This window comes from Caenimonas sedimenti (assembly GCF_007833165.1).
GTDB classification, from domain to species: Bacteria; Pseudomonadota; Gammaproteobacteria; order Burkholderiales; family Burkholderiaceae_C; genus Ramlibacter; species Ramlibacter sedimenti.
Genome location: NZ_VOBQ01000022.1, coordinates 54,973 through 72,095, shown reverse-complemented (window position 1 = coordinate 72,095; position 17,123 = coordinate 54,973). Strand labels below are relative to the sequence as shown.

General features: G+C 66.9%; 25 protein-coding genes. All 25 read right to left on the bottom strand.

The window, feature by feature from the left end; genetic code table 11:
* Positions 1-2: 2 nt before the first annotated feature.
* The 25 genes from tatA to FN976_RS24770 all read right to left on the bottom strand — a co-directional run bounded on the left by tatA (position 3) and on the right by FN976_RS24770 (position 17,037).
* Positions 3-248 (bottom strand): Sec-independent protein translocase subunit TatA, encoded by a 246-nt coding sequence (tatA, locus tag FN976_RS24890; RefSeq protein ID WP_145896022.1) that lies wholly within the window; start codon positions 246-248, stop codon positions 3-5.
* Positions 249-316: 68 nt separating this feature from the next.
* Positions 317-676, bottom strand: coding sequence for a histidine triad nucleotide-binding protein (locus FN976_RS24885; RefSeq protein WP_145896020.1), 360 nt, complete (start codon positions 674-676; stop codon positions 317-319).
* Positions 673-1,029 (bottom strand): DUF4870 family protein, encoded by a 357-nt coding sequence (locus FN976_RS24880; RefSeq protein ID WP_145896018.1) that lies wholly within the window; start codon positions 1,027-1,029, stop codon positions 673-675. Before FN976_RS24880 ends, FN976_RS24885 begins: the two co-directional genes overlap by 4 nt.
* 22 nt (positions 1,030-1,051) lie before the next feature.
* Positions 1,052-1,420, bottom strand: coding sequence for a phosphoribosyl-ATP diphosphatase (locus FN976_RS24875; protein WP_145896016.1), 369 nt, complete (start codon positions 1,418-1,420; stop codon positions 1,052-1,054).
* Between the two features lie 5 nt (positions 1,421-1,425).
* Positions 1,426-1,815 (bottom strand): phosphoribosyl-AMP cyclohydrolase, encoded by a 390-nt coding sequence (gene hisI, locus FN976_RS24870; RefSeq protein ID WP_145896013.1) that lies wholly within the window; start codon positions 1,813-1,815, stop codon positions 1,426-1,428.
* A gap of 11 nt (positions 1,816-1,826) precedes the next feature.
* Entirely contained in the window at positions 1,827-2,606 is a 780-nt protein-coding gene (gene hisF / locus FN976_RS24865) for an imidazole glycerol phosphate synthase subunit HisF (RefSeq protein ID WP_145896011.1), read from the bottom strand.
* A gap of 22 nt (positions 2,607-2,628) precedes the next feature.
* Positions 2,629-3,813, bottom strand: coding sequence for an AAA family ATPase (locus FN976_RS24860; protein ID WP_145896009.1), 1,185 nt, complete (start codon positions 3,811-3,813; stop codon positions 2,629-2,631).
* Positions 3,814-3,831: 18 nt separating this feature from the next.
* On the bottom strand, positions 3,832-4,572 hold the full coding sequence (gene hisA / locus FN976_RS24855) for a 1-(5-phosphoribosyl)-5-[(5-phosphoribosylamino)methylideneamino]imidazole-4-carboxamide isomerase (protein ID WP_145896007.1): 741 nt from the start codon (positions 4,570-4,572) through the stop codon (positions 3,832-3,834).
* Positions 4,573-4,618: 46 nt separating this feature from the next.
* Positions 4,619-5,266, bottom strand: a complete 648-nt coding sequence (gene hisH / locus FN976_RS24850; protein WP_255440831.1) for an imidazole glycerol phosphate synthase subunit HisH — start codon at positions 5,264-5,266, stop codon at positions 4,619-4,621.
* On the bottom strand, positions 5,263-5,856 hold the full coding sequence (gene hisB / locus FN976_RS24845) for an imidazoleglycerol-phosphate dehydratase HisB (protein WP_145896003.1): 594 nt from the start codon (positions 5,854-5,856) through the stop codon (positions 5,263-5,265). Before hisB ends, hisH begins: the two co-directional genes overlap by 4 nt.
* The gene (hisC, locus tag FN976_RS24840) at positions 5,853-6,920 is read right to left on the bottom strand and encodes a histidinol-phosphate transaminase (protein WP_145896001.1); all 1,068 of its coding nucleotides are present in this window, start codon (positions 6,918-6,920) and stop codon (positions 5,853-5,855) included. The genes hisB and hisC overlap by 4 nt, the downstream gene beginning before the upstream one ends.
* Positions 6,917-7,363: a PIN domain-containing protein gene (locus FN976_RS24835; RefSeq protein ID WP_145895999.1), complete on the bottom strand. Its 447-nt coding sequence runs from the start codon at positions 7,361-7,363 to the stop codon at positions 6,917-6,919. The genes hisC and FN976_RS24835 overlap by 4 nt, the downstream gene beginning before the upstream one ends.
* Positions 7,360-7,602, bottom strand: coding sequence for a CopG family transcriptional regulator (locus tag FN976_RS24830; protein WP_145895997.1), 243 nt, complete (start codon positions 7,600-7,602; stop codon positions 7,360-7,362). The genes FN976_RS24835 and FN976_RS24830 overlap by 4 nt, the downstream gene beginning before the upstream one ends.
* A gap of 41 nt (positions 7,603-7,643) precedes the next feature.
* Entirely contained in the window at positions 7,644-8,963 is a 1,320-nt protein-coding gene (gene hisD / locus FN976_RS24825; protein ID WP_145895995.1) for a histidinol dehydrogenase, read from the bottom strand.
* Positions 8,964-8,967: 4 nt separating this feature from the next.
* On the bottom strand, positions 8,968-9,666 hold the full coding sequence (hisG, locus tag FN976_RS24820) for an ATP phosphoribosyltransferase (RefSeq protein WP_145895994.1): 699 nt from the start codon (positions 9,664-9,666) through the stop codon (positions 8,968-8,970).
* 214 nt (positions 9,667-9,880) lie between these two features.
* Positions 9,881-11,146: a UDP-N-acetylglucosamine 1-carboxyvinyltransferase gene (gene murA, locus FN976_RS24815; protein ID WP_145895993.1), complete on the bottom strand. Its 1,266-nt coding sequence runs from the start codon at positions 11,144-11,146 to the stop codon at positions 9,881-9,883.
* 9 nt (positions 11,147-11,155) lie between these two features.
* On the bottom strand, positions 11,156-11,398 hold the full coding sequence (locus FN976_RS24810; protein ID WP_145895992.1) for a BolA family protein: 243 nt from the start codon (positions 11,396-11,398) through the stop codon (positions 11,156-11,158).
* 4 nt (positions 11,399-11,402) lie between these two features.
* Complete coding sequence (locus tag FN976_RS24805; protein ID WP_145895991.1) at positions 11,403-12,158, bottom strand: ABC transporter permease; 756 nt, start codon at positions 12,156-12,158, stop codon at positions 11,403-11,405.
* Between the two features lie 55 nt (positions 12,159-12,213).
* Positions 12,214-13,134 carry an ABC transporter ATP-binding protein gene (locus FN976_RS24800; protein ID WP_145896132.1) on the bottom strand — a complete coding sequence of 307 codons (921 nt, stop codon included), beginning with the start codon at positions 13,132-13,134 and terminating at the stop codon, positions 12,214-12,216.
* A gap of 63 nt (positions 13,135-13,197) precedes the next feature.
* Positions 13,198-13,500: an STAS domain-containing protein gene (locus tag FN976_RS24795; protein ID WP_489885986.1), complete on the bottom strand. Its 303-nt coding sequence runs from the start codon at positions 13,498-13,500 to the stop codon at positions 13,198-13,200.
* Positions 13,484-14,125, bottom strand: coding sequence for an MlaC/ttg2D family ABC transporter substrate-binding protein (locus FN976_RS24790; protein WP_145895989.1), 642 nt, complete (start codon positions 14,123-14,125; stop codon positions 13,484-13,486). The genes FN976_RS24795 and FN976_RS24790 overlap by 17 nt, the downstream gene beginning before the upstream one ends.
* A 24-nt stretch (positions 14,126-14,149) precedes the next feature.
* Complete coding sequence (locus FN976_RS24785) at positions 14,150-14,950, bottom strand: MlaA family lipoprotein (protein WP_145895988.1); 801 nt, start codon at positions 14,948-14,950, stop codon at positions 14,150-14,152.
* On the bottom strand, positions 14,947-15,435 hold the full coding sequence (gene mlaD, locus FN976_RS24780) for an outer membrane lipid asymmetry maintenance protein MlaD (RefSeq protein ID WP_145895987.1): 489 nt from the start codon (positions 15,433-15,435) through the stop codon (positions 14,947-14,949). The genes FN976_RS24785 and mlaD overlap by 4 nt, the downstream gene beginning before the upstream one ends.
* A 13-nt stretch (positions 15,436-15,448) precedes the next feature.
* Positions 15,449-16,222, bottom strand: a complete 774-nt coding sequence (mlaE, locus tag FN976_RS24775) for a lipid asymmetry maintenance ABC transporter permease subunit MlaE (RefSeq protein ID WP_145895986.1) — start codon at positions 16,220-16,222, stop codon at positions 15,449-15,451.
* Entirely contained in the window at positions 16,219-17,037 is an 819-nt protein-coding gene (locus tag FN976_RS24770; RefSeq protein WP_145895985.1) for an ABC transporter ATP-binding protein, read from the bottom strand. The genes mlaE and FN976_RS24770 overlap by 4 nt, the downstream gene beginning before the upstream one ends.
* Between the last annotated feature and the right edge of the window lie 86 nt (positions 17,038-17,123).

Sequence of the window (17,123 nt, the reverse complement as noted above, 5' to 3'; positions counted from 1 at the left end):
GATCAGGACTTGTTCCTGGCTTCGACGTCGATGGTCGTCTTGTCGGCCTGCGGCGGCTGCGCGCCTGTCACCTGACCCGACGGCGGCACCGCCGCATCGGCCGTGGTGTTGCCGTCGCGCACGCCGTCCTTGAAGCCCTTCACGGCCCCGCCGAGGTCGGTCCCGATGTTCTTGAGCTTCTTGGTGCCGAAAACCAGCACCACGATCAACAGCACGACCAGCCAGTGCCAAATGGAAAATGAACCCATGGATCTCTCCTAACAACCGGTTGATTCTAGTCGGGCGGGGGAAGTTCAGCCCCAGGGGCCAGGGGCCTTCAGCCCTTGAGCCAGGGACGCGGGCCGCCGATCACATGGAAGTGGAGGTGCTTGACCTCCTGGCCGCCGTCGTCACCGGTGTTGCACACCAGCCGGAAGCCGCCTTCCGGGTAGGGCCGGCAGCCCTCTTGCGCGGCCAGCTGGGGCACCAGGCTCATCATGCGCCCCAGCATGGCGGCGTGGGAGCCATCCACGTGCGTCATCGACTCCACATGCTGCTTGGGGATCAGCAGGAAATGGACTGGCGCCCAGGGGTGGATGTCGTGGAACGCATAGATGTCGTCGTCCTCGTAGACCTTGCGCGAAGGGATCTTGCCCTCGACGATCTTGCAGAAAATGCAGTCGGGATCGTGGCTCATCTTGGGGGACGGTTGTCATTGAAACGCAGCCAGCCCCGGATGCAGCGGTAGAGATACCACAGCCCCACGATGGCGTAGGCGATGAAGCCCGGGAAGACGAACAGCAGCCACAGCGGCATCGTCACCAGCAGCCACAAGACGGTCCACCAGAAGGTGCTGATCATGTAGTTGTGGTGGCTGGCGTAGATGGCGTCCGTTTCGTCGGACCGCTTGATGTAATTGACGATCAGGGCAATGACCGCCAGGGTGCCCCCGCTGACCCACGCGATCGTGTGCAGGCCGTACAGGACGTGCATGATCGTGCGGTCCTCGGGGGACTTGGTGGTGAACGCCGCGAAATCGGTTTCCGACATGTCCGCTCCTCATTGGGGGGAGTTATTCCCCGCTGCCTTCACGCGCGCGCGCCTTGCGCAACGCCTTTTCTTCCAGCCCGCCCAGCCCCTCGCGGCGGCGCAGTTCGGCCACCACGTCAGCGGGCCGCAAGCCGTAGTGCGCCAGCGCAATCATGCAATGGAACCACAGGTCGGCCACCTCGCCCACCAGCTTGGCGCGGTCGCCGCCATGGTCGGCGTCCTTGGCCGCCATCACGACCTCGGTGGCTTCCTCCCCGATCTTCTTCAGGAAGGCATCCGGGCCCTTGGCGAGCAAGCGAGCGACGTAGCTGGCCTCCGGGTCGCCCCCGTTGGACGGCTTGCGGGCCTCGATCACGTCGGCCAGGCGGGCCAGGGAATCCACGTCGTTCATCGATTTCACTTGTAGATGGCCGCGGGGTCTTTCAAGACCGGCTCCACGGATTGCCAGGCGCCATCCCGGTAAAGCTGGAAGAAGCAGCTGTGCCGGCCGGTGTGGCAGGCGATCGACGGGTCGTGGCCATGCTGCGTGACCTTCAGCAGGACGACGTCGTTGTCGCAGTCCAGCCGGACTTCATGGACCTGCTGCACGTGGCCCGACTCTTCGCCCTTGAACCACAGCTTGGCGCGCGACCGGCTGTAGTAGACGGCCTGGCCGGTCTCGGCCGTGCGCCGCAGCGCCTCGCGGTCCATCCAGGCGAACATGAGCACATCGCCCGAGGACGCCTCCTGCGCGATGACGGGCACCAGCCCCTGGCTGTCCCACTTGACCTCGTCGAGCCACTCCATGGCCCATTGTCCTAGATTCTCACTGGGATGCCGCGTTCCGCCATCCGGGCCTTGGCCTGGCCCACGGTGAATTCGCCGTAATGAAAAATACTCGCTGCCAGCACGGCATCTGCGCCGCCCTGCTGGATGCCGTCGGCCAGGTGCTCGAGGTTGCCCACGCCGCCCGAGGCGATCACCGGCACCGGCACGGCATCACTGACCGCGCGCGTCAGCGCCAGGTCAAATCCCGCCTTCGTGCCATCGCGGTCCATGCTGGTGAGCAGGATCTCGCCGGCGCCGCGGCGCGCCATTTCCGTCGCCCAGGCCACCGCGTCCAGCCCGGTGTTGCGGCGCCCGCCGTGGCTGTAGACGTCCCAGCCCGGCCCGCGCGTCGCCGCCTCTTCGTCGCTGCGCCGCTTGGCGTCGATGGCGACCACGATGCACTGCGCGCCGTACTTGGCGGACGCCGCCTCGATCACGTCCGGATTGGCGATGGCGGCGGAATTGAAGCTGGTCTTGTCGGCGCCGGCGTTCAGCAGCCGGCGGACGTCCTCGACGGTGCGAACGCCACCGCCGACAGTGAGCGGAATGAAGACCTGCGAGGCCACCGCTTCGATGATCGGCAGGATCAGGTCGCGGCCGTCGCTGGTGGCCGTGATGTCGAGGAAGGTGAGTTCGTCGGCACCCTGCAGGTTGTAGCGGGCCGCGATCTCCACCGGGTCGCCGGCATCGCGCAATTCGACGAAGTTGACGCCCTTGACGACGCGGCCGCCGGTGACGTCCAGGCAGGGGATGATGCGTTTGGCGAGCATGTCTGGATTCTAGGCGGCACCTCTAGCGGGCCGGCCATTCCCAGCGGGGCACGTCCTCGTCCTCCAGGTTCAGGATCCGCGTCTCGCCGAGCTCCTTCTCCAGCACGATGGAGCGGCAGTCTTCCGGCGCGGCGTCTTCCAGCGATGCGATCAGGCGGGCCGCGTGCGAAACCACGACCACCTGCGACTCGCGCGCCGCGCGCGCGACCAGCCGCGCCAGCGCCGGCAGCAGGTCGGGATGCAGGCTGGACTCGGGTTCGTTCAGCACCAGCAGCGGCGGCGGGCGGGGCGTCAGGAGGGCGGCGATCCACAGCAGGTAGCGCAGCGTGCCGTCGGACAACTCGGCGGCGCGCAGCGGGCGCAGCAGGCCCGGCTGGTGCATCAGCAGTTCGAACTGGCCTTCCAGCACGCGAACTTCGATGCGGGCCCCCGCGAAAGCGTCGTCCACCGCGGCGTCGAGTGCGTCGTCGTCGCCGACCTCGCAGATGGTGGCCCAGGCTGCCGCCAGGTCGCTCCCCTCGTGCCCCAGCACCGGCGTGCGCGTGCCGACCTGCGGCCAACGGGCGGGCGCCAGCGCATCGGAGCGGAAATGGTCGTAGAAGCGCCAGCCGCGGATCTGTTCGCGCAAGGTGAGCATTTCGGGCGCGGTGCGCGGGTCGGCGAACTCCGCCAGCATGCTCGCGTAGGGTGGCACGAGGCGTTCCACGCCATTCCAGCGACCCTTGTCACCACGCGTCTCGATCAGGGCACCGTGCCGCCGGACCAGGCTGGTGGCGGGGCGCAGCAAGGGGCCGCTCCACACGGCTTCGGTCTTGATTTCCGGGTCGCGGTCGAACAACGAGCCGCCGGGAATCGGCACCGGCAGGCCGATGTCGATGGCGTAGCCATAGTCATCGGCCGCCTCGCCCGCGAAGCCCATTCGCAGCTGGATCGGATGGCGGCGCCGTGCGCCCTCGACCGCCACTTCGCCGCGGCGCATGGCGGGGGAGATCTGCTCCGGCCCGGCCCACAGGACCGATTCCAGCCCGCCTTCCCGCGCCAGGGAACGCGTGACACCGCCGTGTGCCGTTTCCGCGAGCAGCCGCAAGGCCCGGTAGACGCTGGATTTTCCGCTGCCGTTGGGCCCCGTGACCAGGGTGAGCCGCCCGAGCGGCACCAGCAGCTGCCGCAGCGAGCGGTAGTTGGCGATGGCCAGGGTCCGCAGCACGCCCGGCCGCTCCGCCCGTCAGCCGTTCAATTCGTCCGCGCGGGCCTGGGCCTGGGCAAAATCCAGGTCGCCCGAGTAGACGGCGCGACCGCAGATGACGCCCTCGATGCCGTCGCCCTCGACGGCGCACAGCTTCTCGATGTCAGCCATGTTGGACAGCCCGCCGGAGGCGATGACGGGGATCGTCAGCGACTGCGCGAGCTTGACCGTGGCCTCGATGTTGATGCCGGTGAGCATGCCGTCGCGGCCGATGTCGGTGTAGACGATGGATTCGACGCCCCAGTCCTGGAACTTGCGGGCCAGGTCGACCACTTCGTGGCCGGTCAGCTTGCTCCAGCCATCGGTGGCGACCTTGCCATCCTTGGCGTCGAGACCGACGATCACGTGGCCACCGAACGCCGTGCAGGCATCCTTCAGGAAACCGGGGTTCTTGACCGCCGCCGTCCCGATGATCACGTAGCGCAGGCCGGCGTCGATGTATTTTTCGATGGTGTCCAGGTCGCGGATGCCCCCGCCCAGCTGGACCGGGATGTCGTCGCCCACCGCCTTCAGGATCTGCCGGATGGCCGTCATGTTCTGCGGCTTGCCGGCGAAGGCGCCGTTCAGGTCGACCAGGTGCAGGCGGCGGGCCCCCCGTTCCAGCCAGGTGCGCGCCATGGAAGCCGGGTCCTCGCTGAAGGTGGTGGCCTGGTCCATGTCGCCCTGTTTCAGGCGCACGCAGTGCCCGTCTTTCAGGTCAATCGCGGGAATCAGAAGCATAGAGGGAAGAGCCGGCGCCGCCCGGGCGACGCGCCGGGAAGGGGCGTCAGGGGGTCCAGTGAAGGAAGTTGCGGTAGAGGGTGAGTCCCTGGTCGGCGCTTTTTTCGGGATGGAACTGCGTCGCGAAAATATTATCGCGTGCCACCGCCGCGGTAAAGCGCGTCCCGTACTCGGCTTCCCCTACGCTGTGGCGCGCATCAGACGGCCGCGCGTAGAAGCTGTGCACGAAATAGAAGTAGCTGGCGTCCGGAACGCCCGCCCAGAGGGCGTGCGCCCCGGACTGATGCACCGGGTTCCAGCCCATTTGCGGCACCTTGAACCGGCTGCCATCGGGCTGCAGGCGGCCCGCCAGCTCGAATTTGCGCACGGCACCATGGATCAGCCCCAGACCGTCCGTCGGGCCCTCGTCGCTGCGATCCAGCAGCATCTGCATGCCCACGCAGACGCCGAAGAGGGGTTTGGCGGCGGCGGCTTCCAGCACGGATTCGAGCAGGCCGGACTCGCGCAGCTCCCGCATGCAGTCCGGCATGGCGCCCTGCCCCGGCAGCACCACCCGTTCGGCGGCACGCACTTCTTCGGGGCGCGAGGTGACGATGGCCTGCAGGCCGCTGCCCTGCGCCACGTGCTGCACGGCCTGCGACACCGAGCGCAGGTTGCCCATGCCGTAGTCGACGACCGCGACGGTTCTGGTCAAAGACTGCCCTTCGTCGAAGGAATGACACCCACGGCGCGCGGGTCGAATTCCAGCGCCGAACGCAGCGCCCGGGCAAAGGCCTTGAACACCGTTTCGCACTGGTGATGGGCGTTCTCCCCCTTCAGGTTGTCGATGTGCAAGGTCACGAAAGCGTGGTTGCAGAAGCCCTGGAAGAATTCGTGCGCCAGCTGGGTGTCGAAGGTGCCGATCATCCCGCTCTTGAATGGCACGTTCATGACGAGCCCCGGGCGGCCGGAAAAGTCGATCACCACCCGCGACAGCGCCTCGTCCAGCGGCACGTAGGCGTGGCCGTAGCGGCGGATGCCCTTCTTGTCGCCGACGGCCTGCAGGACGGCCTGGCCCAAGGTGATGCCGACGTCCTCCACCGTGTGATGGCCGTCGATGTGCAGGTCCCCGTCCGCGTGGATGTCCAGGTCGATCAGCCCGTGGCGGGCGATCTGGTCGAGCATGTGGTCGAAGAAACCGATGCCGGTGGCGAGCTTGGCCACACCCGTGCCGTCGAGGTTGACCCGGACGGTGATCTTGGTTTCCGCGGTGTTGCGGGCGACGGTAGCGATGCGTTCGGTCATAGGGAGGCTTGCAGGGCGGCCAGCATGCGCTCGTTCTCGCCGGCGGTGCCGACCGTCAGGCGCAGGCAGTTCGCCAGCAATGGATGCATTTTAGAAACGTTCTTGACCAGCACGCCGCGCGACTTCATGCCATCGAAGGCCTTCGCGGCGTCGGGCACGCGCACCAGGATCATGTTGGCGTCGCTGGGCCAGGCTTTCACCTGGGGCATGGCCGCCAGCACGGCCTGGATCACCTGCCGCTGGCGCCGGATGTCTTCGGCCTGCCGGGCGAATTCGTCCTGGTGCGCCAGGGCGAACAGCGCCGCCTCGCAGTTGAGGACGCTGATGTTGTACGGCGGCCGCACCTTGTCCACCTCGGCGATCAGCTGGCGCGGACCCATCATGTAGCCGATGCGCACGCCGGCCAGGCCGAATTTGCTCATGGTGCGCATCAGGAGCACATGCGGATGCTTCGCCACTCGGTCGATGTAGCTGCGGCCGGCGAACGGCTGGTAGGCCTCGTCGATCACCACCAGGCCGGGTGCCGCGGTGACGATGCGCTCGATCACCGCGTCGTCCCACAGGTTGGCCGTGGGGTTGTTCGGGTAGGCCAGGTAGACGACGGACGGCCGGTGCTGCTCGATCGCGGCCAGCATGGCGCGCTCATCGAGCTCGAAGTCGGGCGTGAGGTCCACGCCGATGAACTTCAGGCCCTGCAACTGGGCGCTCATCCCGTACATCACGAAGCCGGGCAGCGGCGCCAGGATGGACGCGCCGGGCACGTCACAGGCCATGGCCAGCAGCGAGATCAGCTCGTCCGAGCCGTTGCCCAGCATGATGTCGAAGCCGTCCGGCATGCCGGCGTGGGCAGCCAGCGCGCGGCGCAAATCGTTCACACGGTCGCCCGGGTAGCGGTTCAGTGCGAGTTCTGCCAGCCGTTCACCGAGTTGGCGCCTCAGTTCCGGCGGCAGCGTGTGCGGGTTCTCCATCGCATCGAGCTTGATCAGCCCGCGGCTGTCCTGGATGGCGTAGGCGTGCATGGACTGCACGTCCTGGCGGATGCGGCGGGCGATGAGGTCGGTCATGCGGGGTCCAGCAAGGTTGGCGAGACGAGAAAAGGATTGATCACCTGGACGTGTCCATAGCGCTGCTCGTGACCCAGGTCCTCGCTCAACAACAGGCTGCAACCCATGTGCTGCGCGGCGGCGACGACCAGGCTGTCCCAGAAATGCAGTTGAAAGCGCGCTTCGATCGCCCAGGCGGACTCCAGCGTGGCCGCATCCACCGGCCAGGGATTCCAGTCCACATAGCGGCGCACCTTGGCGCGGGCATCGCCTCGGGGCATGGGAGGGGAGATCTTCCGCGTGACGTTGACATAGAACTCGTTGAGCACCTGGGTGCTCAGCCGCCCGATGCGCCGCTGCCACAGAACATCCAGCCAGGCGAGCGCGGCGTCCTGCTTCGCCTTGTCGACCGGATCTTCCCCGTAGATCAGCACATTGGAGTCGACGAATACGGTGCCGGTCATTTGCGGCCGTACGCGCGGTCGTACAGTTCGTCGCGCTTGGGATATGGCGTACCGTCGGAACGCCACGTGCGGTCGTCGTTCAGCCAGGCCTGGTACGCCCGCTCGTACGCGTCCTCGTGCCGCATCTTCTCCGCCAGCATCTCACCCACCAGACGCGAGACGCTCGAATTGCGCTTGGCAGCCTCGACCCGCACCCATTCCAGCACGGGTTCTTCCACGGTGATCGTGACGTTCTTCATGCCGCCATGCTACACGAACTTCGTGCAACACGAAATTCGTGTCAGCGCTTCAGGCGCATTTCCGCGGCACGGGCGTGCGCCTGCAGACCTTCGCCACAGGCCAGCTCGAACGCGATGCGACCGAGTTTGTCAGCGCCCGCTTCGCTGACTTCGATGATGCTGCTTCGCTTCTGAAAATCGTAAACGCCCAGCGGACTGGAGAAGCGGGCCGTGGTGCTGGTCGGCAGCACGTGGTTGGGGCCGGCGCAGTAGTCGCCCAGCGACTCGCTGGTGAAGGCGCCCAGGAAGATCGCCCCCGCATGCTTGAGCAGCGGTTCCCAGCGGTGCGGGTCCGCGCTCGCAACTTCCAAGTGCTCCGGCGCGATGCGGTTGCTGATCTCGCAGGCTTCTTCCATGCTGCGCGTCTGGATCAGTGCGCCGCGCCCGTTCAGCGAGGCCGCGATGATCTCCGCGCGCGGCATCTCCGGCAGCAGGCGGTCGATCGCGGCCTGCACCTGGGCGATGTAGCCGGCGTCCGGACACAGCAGGATGCTTTGCGCCAGTTCGTCGTGCTCGGCCTGGGAGAACAGGTCCATGGCCACCCAGTCGGGCGGCGTGCTGCCGTCGGCCAGCACCAGGATCTCGCTGGGGCCCGCGATCATGTCGATGCCGACCAGGCCGAAGACCCGGCGCTTGGCGGCGGCCACGTAATCCCGGCCCGGACCGGTGATCTTGTCGACGGCGGGGATGGTCTGCGTGCCGTAGGCCAGGGCGGCAACAGCCTGGGCGCCACCCACCGTGAAAGCCCGTGTCACGCCCGCCAGGTGCGCCGCCGCCAGGACGAGCGCATTCTTTTCGCCGCGCGGCGTGGGCACGACCATGATGATCTCGCCGACGCCGGCCACGTGGGCAGGCAATGCATTCATCAGCACGGACGACGGGTAGGCCGCCTTGCCGCCGGGCACGTAGATGCCGACGCGGTCCAGCGGCGTCACCTTCTGGCCGAGCAGCGTGCCGTCATCGTCGCGGTAGCTCCAGCTTTCGCCGCTCGCCTTCTTCTGCGCCTCGTGGTAGGTCCGCACGCGCGCGGCGGCAGCTTCGAGCGCGGCGCGCTGGGCCGCGGGCAATCCGTCGAACGCGGCCTTCAGTTCGGCCTGCGTGAGCTCCAGCCCGGCCACGGAGGTGGCTTCCAGGTGGTCCCAGCGGGCCGTGAATTCGAGCACCGCCGCGTCGCCGCGCCGCTGCACTTCGGCCAACACGGTCGTGACGGTGTCTTCCACCTGCGCATTGACCTCGGCCGACCAATGCAGGCGCTGCGCCAGCGCGGCGTCGAAGCCGGCATCGGCGGTGGAAAGACGCAGTGGGCGGGCCGCGAACGTCATCGTCTCAAGCCGTCGCGGCAACGGTATTGGCGAACACGTCGATCAGCTTGCGGATCGGCTCCTGCTTCAGTTTCAACGCCGCCTGGTTCACCACCAGCCGCGAACTGATGTCCATGATGCGCTCGACCTCGACCAGGTCGTTGGCTTTCAGGGTCCCGCCGGTCGAGACCAGGTCGACGATGGCGTCGGCCAGGCCCGTCAGTGGCGCCAGTTCCATGCTGCCGTACAGTTTGATCAGGTCCACGTGCACACCCTTGGCGGCGAAGAACTCGCGTGCGATGCCCACGTACTTGGTGGCCACGCGCAGGCGTGAACCCTGGCGGACCGCGCTGGCGTAGTCGAAATCGGCGCGCACGGCCACGCTGATGCGGCACTTGGCGATCTGCAGGTCCAGCGGCTGGTACAGGCCCTGGCCGCCGTGTTCGATCAGCGTGTCCTTGCCGGTCACGCCGAGATCGGCGCCGCCGTATTGCACATAGGTGGGCACGTCGGTCGCGCGCACGACGACGACCCGCAAGTCCGGCTGGCTGGTGGCCAGGATCAACTTGCGGGATTTTTCGGGGTCGTCCAGCATCTCGATCCCCGCCGATTGCAGCAGCGGCAGGGTTTCGTCGAAGATGCGACCCTTGGAGAGGGCCAGGGTGATCAAGTTAGGGCCTGCTAGTGCTATTTTTAGCGATGCGTTGCTCGCCAAAAAGGTCATGCGCAAGGCGCGAGTCCGCAGACGCAGTGACCTGCGTCAAGGACTCGTAACGCGGCGCATGGCCTTTTTGGCCGCAACCCGGAGGGAACGTGCCTAAAACCGCGCCATGCGTCGTTCCACTCCTAGCCAAGGCGAGAAGCCTTGGCGTCGTCGTGCGCCTAGCCTGGCGCGGTTTTAGACACGTTCGCATCGCCAAAAATAGCATTAGCAGGCCCTATTTGATTCGCTCTATGTCGGCACCCAATTGTCGCAGTTTGTGCTCCATCTGCTCGTAGCCCCGGTCCAGGTGGTAGATGCGGTCCACCAGCGTCTCGCCGTCGGCCACCAGGCCGGCGATGACGAGGCTGGCCGAAGCCCGCAAATCCGTCGCCATGACGGTGGCGCCCGAGAGCCGCTCGACGCCCTCGCTCACGGCGACTTTTCCATCCACCTGGATGCGCGCGCCCAGGCGCACCATCTCGTTGACGTGCATGAAGCGGTTCTCGAAGATCGTCTCGGTGACTTCGGCAGGACCTTCCGAAATGATGTTCAGCGCCATGAACTGCGCCTGCATGTCGGTCGGGAAGCCGGGGTATTCGGTGGTGCGGAAGCTCTGCGCCTTCAGGCGGCCGGAGGCGCGCACGCGAATCCCACCCTCCACCGCCTGGATCTCGGCGCCGGCGGCCCTCAGCAGATCGATGACCGCACCGAGGTGATCGGCACGGGCATCGCGCACGAACACGTCACCACCGGTCGCCGCCACGGCGCACAGGAACGTGCCGGCTTCGATGCGATCCGACACCACGCGATGCGTGGCACCGTGCAGCTTGTCGACGCCCTGGATGCGGATCCGGCTGGTACCGTGGCCCTCGATCTTGGCGCCCATGGCGATCAGCATCTCGCCCAGGTCGGTGATCTCCGGCTCCTGTGCCGCGTTCTCCAGCACCGTCTCGCCCTCCGCGAGCGACGCGGCCATCATGAAGTTCTCGGTGCCGGTGACCGTGATCATGTCGGTGGTGATGCTCGCGCCCTTCAGGCGCTCCCGGCCCTTGGGCAGCTTGGCGATCATGTAGCCGTGTTCGACGACGATCTCGGCGCCCATGGTCTGCAGGCCCTTGATGTGCTGGTCCACCGGCCGCGAGCCGATGGCGCAGCCGCCGGGCAGCGAGACGGTCGCCTCGCCGAAGCGCGCCAGCAGCGGACCCAGTGCCAGCACCGAGGCGCGCATGGTCTTCACCATTTCGTAGGGCGCTTCCGGGAAGTGCAGCTCCTTCGAGTCGATCAGCACGCTGTTGTCGGATCGGAACTCGGCCGTGACGCCCATGTTGCGGATGAGCTTGAGCATGGTGGCCACATCCTGCAGGCGCGGGATGTTCTGCAGCGTCATCGGCTCGTCAGTCAACAGCGCGGCGCACAGCTCCGGGAGGGCGGCGTTCTTGGCACCGGAAATGCGCACCTCGCCGGCAAGCGGCCGGCCACCGCGAATCAAGAGCTTGTCCATGGGCAGGTGTCAGTGAGGGTGGGCCGCCCACTCCGTGGGCGTGAATGTCTTCATCGACAAGGCATGCACCTCGTCGGTATGCATTCTCGCACCCAGGGTGGCGTAAACACGCTGGTGCCGCTGGACCGGACGCATTCCGGCGAAGTCGGCTGACACGATCACCGCACTCCAGTGGCGCCCGTCCCCCTCGACCTCGAGGTGGTCGCAAGGCAGGCCGGCGGCGATGATGGTGCGGAGTTCTTCGGCGGTCATGGTTTCAGCTCCGGATTTTGTAGCCGATGCGCAGCAAATGGACAGCAATGGCGCTCACGAACAGCATCGCGGTCGCCACGATCCCCAGGCTCAACCAGGGCGACACGTCGCTCACCCCGAAGAAGCCATAGCGGAAGCCGTCGATCATGTAGAAGAACGGGTTGAGGTGGCTCACGCCCTGCCAGAACGCGGGCAGCGAATGGATGGAATAGAACACGCCGGACAGGAAGGTCATGGGCATGATCACGAAATTCTGGAACGCCGCCATCTGGTCGAACTTCTCGGCCCACAGGCCGGCGATGACGCCCAGTGCACCCAGCATGCCGGCGCCCAGCAAGGCGAATACCAGGATCCAGAGCGGGGCGGCGAAGCGCACCTCCGCGAACCACATGGTCACCAGGAACACGCCCGTGCCAACGGCGAGGCCGCGCGCGATCGACGAGCCGACGTAAGCCACGAACCAGCTCCAGTGCGACAGCGGCGTCAGGAGCACGAACACCAGGCTGCCCATGATCTTGCTCTGGATCAGCGACGACGAGCTGTTGGCGAAAGCGTTCTGCAGCACGCTCATCATCACCAGGCCGGGCACCAGGAACGCGGTGTAGCTGATCCTGTCGTAGACCTTCACGTGGTCGGACAGGACGTGGCCGAAGATCAGCAGGTACAGCAAGGCCGTGAGCACCGGCGCGGCGACCGTCTGGAAGCCGACCTTCCAGAAGCGCAGGACTTCCTTGTAGAGGAGTGTTTGCCAACCGGTCATTCGAACGTCCTCCGCGCTGCGCGCTGCGGAATTCGCCTTGGGGCGGCCCGGCGGCTCATGCCGCTGCTGCCTCATGCCCGGCCGACATCACGTCGATGAACACGTCTTCCAGGTCCGCCTTGCGGATCTCGACGTCTTCCACCCGCAGGCCGGCCTGGCGGATGACGGCCAGGTGCTGCTCGATCTCGTGGGCATCGTGGGCCGGCAACTGCACGATGCGCCCGGTGACGCGCGCCTTGCCTTCGAATTCCCGCGGCAGCGCGCCATCCAGCTTGAAGCGCAGCACATTGCTCGACGCTGCCTTCAGCAGCTCGCTGGTGCGCTCCAGCGCGACCACCTTGCCCGCCTTCAGCATCGCGATGCGGCCGCACAGCGCCTCGGCTTCTTCCAAATAGTGCGTCGTCAGCAGCACGGTGTGCCCCTGCTTGTTCAGGCGGGCGATGAACTGCCACAGCGTCTGGCGCAACTCGACGTCGACCCCGGCGGTGGGCTCGTCCAGCACGATCACCGGCGGCCGGTGCACCAGCGCCTGCGCCACCAGCACGCGCCGCTTCATGCCGCCGGAGAGCTGCCGCATGTTCGACTGCGCCTTGTCGGCCAGCCCCAGGCTGGCCAGCAGCTCGTCGATCCAGGCGTCGTTGTTGCGCACGCCGAAATAGCCGGACTGGATGCGCAGGGCCTCGCGCACCGTGAAGAAGGGATCGAAGACAAGTTCCTGCGGGACCACGCCGAGCTGGCGGCGAGCTTTCGCGTAATCGTCCTGCACATGGTGGCCGTGCACCAGCACCTGGCCGGCACTGGCCCGGGTGAGCCCGGCGAGAATGCTGATCAGGGTCGTCTTGCCGGCACCGTTCGGGCCGAGCAGGCCGAAGAACTCGCCCGGCTCGATGTCGAAGGTGACACCGTCCAGTGCCTGGAAGGGCCCGCGCGGGGTGGCATAGGTCTTGGCGACCGACTGGAACGAGATGGCGGGCATGGAAGGCAACCCGCGATTTTAGCGAGCGGCCCCCAAGGACGCGCCGCGGGGCGCCGGGAGGCCCTACGGCGCGGCAGGCAGGAGTTCGGCCACGCCGTAGAGCGAGGCCAGGTCGCGCAGGCGTGCCGGCAGGCGCTGGACCGCGAAGCCCTTGCCCAGGGCCAGCGCCTCGCGCCGGCACTCCAGCAGCACGGCCAGCGCGGACGAATCGAAGGAGCTCAGTTCGCTGGCATCGGCCACCGCCAGCGGCCCCGGCTCGGCCCGCAAGGCGTCGGCGAGCATGCGCACGCAGGCGGGCGCCTGGGCGTGGGTCAGTTCCGCCGGCAGGACGAGCATGAAGCCTGCGCCCTCAAGCCTTGCGGGAATTGGACTTGTTGCGCTCCGCCAGGGACGCGATCAGGCCGTCGATGCCCTTGTTGTTGATCTCCTGCGCGAACTGGCTGCGGTAGGTTTCCACCAGCCAGACCCCCAGCACGTTCAGGTTGTAGATCTTCCAGCCGGTCCCCTGGCCCGGGGTCTTCTCCAGCCGGTAGTCCAGCTGGATCGGCTCGCCGCGGCCACGGATTTCCGAACGGACGACCACCTCGGTGTCGGCCGGCGCGGAGCGCATCGGCTTGATGCTGATGACCTGGTCGTCCACCTGCGCCAGCGCGCCGGAGTAGGTGCGCACCAGGAGGATCTTGAATTCCTCCTGCAGGCGCTTCTGCTGCTCGGGCGTGGCCTGCCGCCAGGCCGGGCCGACAGCCGCGGACGTCATGCGCTGGAAATTGACGTTCGGCATGATCTTGCTGTCCACCAGCGCGATCACCTTGGCGATGTCACCCGCCTGGATGCTCTTGTCGGCCTTGATGGCGTTCAAGGTCTCGTCGGAGAGGCGCTTGATCATCGCCTCGGGCGCTTCGTCGGCCGCGTGAACCGCAGGCACGAGTGCGCCGAACAGGCTGAAGGCGAAAGTGGCGGCGGCCAGGCGGCCGATGAATCGTCGTTGCATGGATTTCCTTTGCTGGCTTCCCGTTCAACGCGCGGGAGTGGCCGGAGGTTGATTGGGCGTTGCGGGACGCGTCCCCGTCTGCTCCTCCGGGAGCGGAGGCGGGATCGCGCGCGGATCGTCTTCCCGTTCGAACACCTGCGCGCGGCGGCGCTGCAGGTGCGAATCACGCACGAAGCTGTATTTGTCCAGCGCGGCCTCCTCCACCACGTCGCCCACGCGCAGCAGGTTGGCCCGCTTGTCCACCGCGCGCAGGAAATAGGTGGCGTTGCGCGTGCTGTCCGGATGGATGCGCTGCACCAGGTCGAGCCGGCGGTCGATCGGCATGGCCGCGGTATCGCGCAGCGTCGAGGGCCCGAAAAACGGCAGCACCAGGTAGGGCCCCGCGGGCACGCCCCAGTGGCCAAGCGTCTGGCCGAAGTCCTCGGTATGCCTGTCGATGTTCAATTCACTCGCGACGTCGAAGATGCCGAATACACCGAACATGGTGTTGATATGGAAGCGGGCAAGGCTCTCCTCGGCGTTCAGCAGCTTGAATTGCAACAGGTTGTTGACGAACGACCAGGCATCGCTCAGGTTGCCGAAGAAGTTGGCCACCCCCGTGCGCACCAGCGGCGGCACGCCCTGCTTGTACAGCGTGGCCACCGGCTTCAGCAGCACGGCATCGAGGCCGTCGTTGAACTGGCTCACGCCCCGGTTCAGGGGCTCCCAGGGATCGCGCGCCGTCAGCTTTCCCGAAACGGTGGCGCAACCGCCCAGTCCGAGCAACAGGGCTGCGGCGAGCAGCGGGCCGGCGACACGCCGTGCGAATGTGCGAATGGTGTTCATTTCTTGGGAGACGTCCCTGGGTTGGCCGGCCCTTCCGCCGCCTTGTTGTAGAGGAACTGGCCGATCAGATTTTCCAGCACCACGGCCGACTGGGTGGTCGTGATGGTATCGCCCGGCGCCAGAACCTTCTCGTCGGCGCCCGCTTCGATCCCAATGTACTGCTCGCCCAGGAGCCCGCTTGTCAGGATTTTCAGCGAACTGTCCTTCGGGAATTGGTAACGATTGTCCAAAGCCAGCTGGACATTGGCCTGGAAGGTCTTGGTGTCGAAGCCGATGGATTCGACTCGCCCCACCACCACCCCGGCGCTTTTCACAGCCGCTTTGGGCTTCAGCCCGCCGATGTTGTCGAACCGCGCGCCCAACTTGTAGCTCGACTGGAAGCTCCAGCTCAACAGGTTCGCCGACTGCAGCGCCAGGAACAGGAGTGCGGCTGCGCCCACCAGCACGAACAGGCCGACCCAGACATCGTTCTTGGAGTGTTCCATTTGCTCGCCTCTTTCAGATACTGAACATCAGTGCCGTGAGCACGAAGTCGAGCCCCAGCACGGCCAGCGACGCGACCACCACGGTGCGGGTGGTCGCGCGCGACACGCCCTCGGGCGTGGGATGCGCCGCGAAACCCTGCAGCAGCGCGACGAACGTGACCGTGATGCCGAACACCATGCTCTTGACCACACCGTTGCCGACATCCTTCAGCACGTCGACCCCGCCCTGCATCTGGCTCCAGAAGGCACCGGGATCGACGCCGATCAGCAGGACGCCGACCACCCAGCCGCCGATGATGCCGACCGCGCTGAACACCGCCGCCAGCAGCGGCATGGTGATGACGCCGGCCCAGAAGCGCGGCGCCAGGATGCGCTGCACCGGATCCACCGCCATCAGCTCCATGGCCGAGAGCTGCTCGCCGGCCTTCATCAAGCCGATCTCCGCCGTCAGCGAGGTGCCCGCTCGCCCCGCGAACAGCAAGGCGGTGACCACCGGGCCCAGCTCACGCACCAGGCTGAGCGCCACCAGCAGGCCCAGCGCTTCTGCCGATCCATAGCGCTGCAGCGTGTAGTAGCCCTGCAGGCCGAGCACGAAACCGACGAACAGGCCGGACACCGTGATGATGGCCAGCGAATAGTTGCCGAGAAAGTGGATCTGGTCGCGCACCAGCCCGAACCGGCGCAGCGTGGGGCCGAACAAGGCCACCAGCCGCAGGAAGAGGCGCGTGCTCTGGCCGATGCCGGCCAGCTTGGAGCGCACGGCGAAGCCCAGGGCTGCCAAGCTCATCTCCCAAGCCCCGCGCTGAAGTCCTCGGCCACGGTCGGGCCGGGGTAGTGGAAGTGCACGGGCCCGTCCGCTTCGGCATGGACGAACTGGTGGACCAGGGGATCGACCGAATTGCGCACCTCCTGCGGCGTACCCTGGGCCGCGATGCCGCCGTTGGCCAGGATGATCACCTGGTCGGCGATGCGGAAGGTCTCCTCCAGGTCGTGCGAAACGACGATGCTGGTGATGCCCAGGGTGTCGTTGAGGCGGCGGATCAGTTGTGCCGCCGTGCCCAGCGAAATCGGGTCCAGGCCGGCAAACGGCTCGTCGTACATGACGAGGTCCGGATCCAACGCGATGGCACGCGCCAGCGCCACCCGGCGGGCCATGCCGCCGGAGATCTCGCTGGGCATCAGGTCGCGTGCGCCGCGCAGGCCCACGGCGTTGAGTTTCATCAGCACGATGTCGCGGATCAGGCCTTCGGGCAGGCCCGAATGCTCACGCAGCGGAAAGGCGACGTTGTCGAACACGCTCTGGTCGGTGAAGAGGGCGCCGAACTGGAACAGCATGCCCATGCGCCGCCGGATGGCGTAGAGGCCGCTGTGATCGAGCGCGGGGATGTTCTGGCCGTCGAACAGCAATTCGCCGCCCTGGGGCCGCACCTGGCCGCCGATCAGCCGCAGCACCGTCGTCTTGCCGCCCCCGGACGCACCCATCAACGCCGTGACCTTGCCGCGTGGAACGGTGAAGGTCAGGTTGTCGAGGATGCGGCGCTCGCCGTAGCCGAAAACCAGGTTTCGGCATTCGACCAACGCGCTGGGATCGGGTGGGGTCATCCGGTAGGGCAAAAGGCCGGATCATAAGTCCCCCCGAAGCGCCTGCGGCGCCTCCCCCGAGGGGGCGCCGCCAGCGGCCCGGCGAG

Coding starts and splice junctions, on each gene's coding strand:
- hisC (WP_145896001.1), bottom strand. CDS start 6,920: ATGACCGACCTCATCGCCCGCCGCATCCGCCAGGACGTGCAGTCCATG.
- FN976_RS24830 (WP_145895997.1), bottom strand. CDS start 7,602: ATGAAGAACGTCACGATCACCGTGGAAGAACCCGTGCTGGAATGGGTG.
- hisF (WP_145896011.1), bottom strand. CDS start 2,606: ATGCTCGCCAAACGCATCATCCCCTGCCTGGACGTCACCGGCGGCCGC.
- FN976_RS24880 (WP_145896018.1), bottom strand. CDS start 1,029: ATGTCGGAAACCGATTTCGCGGCGTTCACCACCAAGTCCCCCGAGGAC.
- murA (WP_145895993.1), bottom strand. CDS start 11,146: ATGGACAAGCTCTTGATTCGCGGTGGCCGGCCGCTTGCCGGCGAGGTG.
- mlaE (WP_145895986.1), bottom strand. CDS start 16,222: ATGAGCTTGGCAGCCCTGGGCTTCGCCGTGCGCTCCAAGCTGGCCGGC.
- FN976_RS24875 (WP_145896016.1), bottom strand. CDS start 1,420: ATGAACGACGTGGATTCCCTGGCCCGCCTGGCCGACGTGATCGAGGCC.
- hisG (WP_145895994.1), bottom strand. CDS start 9,666: ATGACCTTTTTGGCGAGCAACGCATCGCTAAAAATAGCACTAGCAGGC.
- FN976_RS24835 (WP_145895999.1), bottom strand. CDS start 7,363: ATGACCGGCACCGTATTCGTCGACTCCAATGTGCTGATCTACGGGGAA.
- FN976_RS24810 (WP_145895992.1), bottom strand. CDS start 11,398: ATGACCGCCGAAGAACTCCGCACCATCATCGCCGCCGGCCTGCCTTGC.
- hisD (WP_145895995.1), bottom strand. CDS start 8,963: ATGACGTTCGCGGCCCGCCCACTGCGTCTTTCCACCGCCGATGCCGGC.
- hisB (WP_145896003.1), bottom strand. CDS start 5,856: ATGACCGAACGCATCGCTACCGTCGCCCGCAACACCGCGGAAACCAAG.
- FN976_RS24785 (WP_145895988.1), bottom strand. CDS start 14,950: ATGAACACCATTCGCACATTCGCACGGCGTGTCGCCGGCCCGCTGCTC.
- FN976_RS24770 (WP_145895985.1), bottom strand. CDS start 17,037: ATGACCCCACCCGATCCCAGCGCGTTGGTCGAATGCCGAAACCTGGTT.
- mlaD (WP_145895987.1), bottom strand. CDS start 15,435: ATGGAACACTCCAAGAACGATGTCTGGGTCGGCCTGTTCGTGCTGGTG.
- hisI (WP_145896013.1), bottom strand. CDS start 1,815: ATGGAGTGGCTCGACGAGGTCAAGTGGGACAGCCAGGGGCTGGTGCCC.
- FN976_RS24805 (WP_145895991.1), bottom strand. CDS start 12,158: ATGACCGGTTGGCAAACACTCCTCTACAAGGAAGTCCTGCGCTTCTGG.
- tatA (WP_145896022.1), bottom strand. CDS start 248: ATGGGTTCATTTTCCATTTGGCACTGGCTGGTCGTGCTGTTGATCGTG.
- FN976_RS24790 (WP_145895989.1), bottom strand. CDS start 14,125: ATGCAACGACGATTCATCGGCCGCCTGGCCGCCGCCACTTTCGCCTTC.
- FN976_RS24885 (WP_145896020.1), bottom strand. CDS start 676: ATGAGCCACGATCCCGACTGCATTTTCTGCAAGATCGTCGAGGGCAAG.
- hisA (WP_145896007.1), bottom strand. CDS start 4,572: ATGCTTCTGATTCCCGCGATTGACCTGAAAGACGGGCACTGCGTGCGC.
- FN976_RS24800 (WP_145896132.1), bottom strand. CDS start 13,134: ATGCCCGCCATCTCGTTCCAGTCGGTCGCCAAGACCTATGCCACCCCG.